Below are 1,685 nucleotides of genomic sequence, written 5' to 3'. Positions count from 1 at the left end.
TCCAATGGCAAAGAGACACATGAAAAGTCTTTTGCTGGTGTGACAGGCTCTGTCAATGTGGGTATTCTTGGTAGCGTAAAAGATATAAGGGATGCAGCCAAACGTTTTGGTCATGGGGATACAAAACACAAAATCGGTAATGGTCTTATTGCTGGTCTAAAAGGCTATGATCTCTACAACAAATGCAAAGATTTTTACAACGGGGCAAAGGGTGGAAAACTTAAACAATCTATTCGTGATATTGTTGATGTTTCTGCCAGTGTGACCGTGGGCTTTAAGACGGAGAAGGCAGAAGCATCTTCTCAAGTCTCCACAGCGGTAACAGATAGCATAGAAGCAGGGCGCGCTGTTAACATGCATGCTCACAAAGGCAGCATCCATGGTGTTGGAGCGGATATTATTGCTGGAACAAACCCGATGCAAAGCAATGATGAACAGAGTGGAAATATCACCTTGGAAGCAGGGAAAGATATCATCTTTGAAAGTGCGCAAAACACGCAAAGCACACAAAGTCAGATGCAAAGTGCTTCGGTGAATGTTGGATATAGCTATGGTACCGGTGGACCAGGATGGATGGGTAATGCTTCTTTTGGCAAAGGCAATGGTTCCAGTGAACAGGTTCAACAAAAGAACAGCCATATTATTGGCATCGGCACTGTTCATAGCACAAGTGGAGAAAACACCACACTGGCAGGAGCAGTAGTTTCTGGAAACCGTGTAGAGATGGATATTGGTGGTGATTTTACTGTTATCAGCCGCAGTGATACGGGACAAACTGTCAGCAAGCAAAACTCTCTTTCTGTTGGGTTTAATGGTGGAAAAAAGGATGGTAAAGCTACAACCAATATTTCCTTGAACAAGGATCAATCCTCTAGTGATTATCACAGTGTTGTGGAACAATCAGGCATCAAAACTGGTGATGGCGGCTTTAATATTAACGTTAAAGATAAAACGACGCTGATCGGAGGCATCATTTCCAGCAGTGCACCGGCAGAAAAAAACAGCCTGACCACAGGAAGCATTACTACCAGTGACATCGCCAACAGTGCTGATGCGCAAGCTAGCAGCCAAGGTTTAAGTATTTCTGCGGGTGGCCCCATGTATCAGGGCAAATACGGTGTCGGGAAAAACATCGCCAAAAATGTCTTAGATCATTCAAAAGCCAAAGATTCGGAGGAAGGATACACCAAATCTGCTATCAGCAATGGCACCATCATCTTGACCGATGAAGCAGAGCAGAAGGCATTGACAGGGCAAGGCGTTGACCAAACCATAGCTTCCCTTAATCGCGACACCTCGACAGCCCATAAGGGTGTACAACAACTCGATGTAGGCAGGCTGGAACGAATCGTTCATGAAAACCGTGAAATGGCAACCCAACTCTTAGAAGAAGGGTTTAAATACAGCGATGAGTCCTATAAAACCATGTTTATCAAAGAGCACCCCATCGCTGTGGTCGACCGTGATGAAAAGGGCAATATAATCTATGAAATAGATGCAAATGGGGTACCTATAAGAGATGCTCGTGGACAAAAAATACCTAAGTTTCATTATTTAACGGCTGAGGAAAAGGAACATTTGCAAGCTGGATCTGATGGCAGGGTTCATGTTTCCTTTAATGGCATTTTTACTCCGCCTGAAGAGGCAGCTGTTTATGCGGTTCAACATGCTAAAAATCAAAATGA

At 44.1% G+C, this 1,685-nt stretch carries 1 protein-coding gene; it reads left to right on the top strand.

The window, feature by feature from the left end; genetic code table 11:
- Positions 1-1,685, top strand: a 1,685-nt coding sequence (locus MCO_RS09735; protein ID WP_007554351.1) for a hemagglutinin repeat-containing protein, incomplete at both ends; no start/stop codon positions are given.

This window comes from Bartonella sp. DB5-6 (assembly GCF_000278115.1).
Classification (GTDB): domain Bacteria; phylum Pseudomonadota; class Alphaproteobacteria; order Rhizobiales; family Rhizobiaceae; genus Bartonella; species Bartonella refiksaydamii.
The sequence above is the reverse complement of the archived record's forward strand: the minus strand, read 5'-3'. Positions and strand labels throughout refer to the sequence as shown.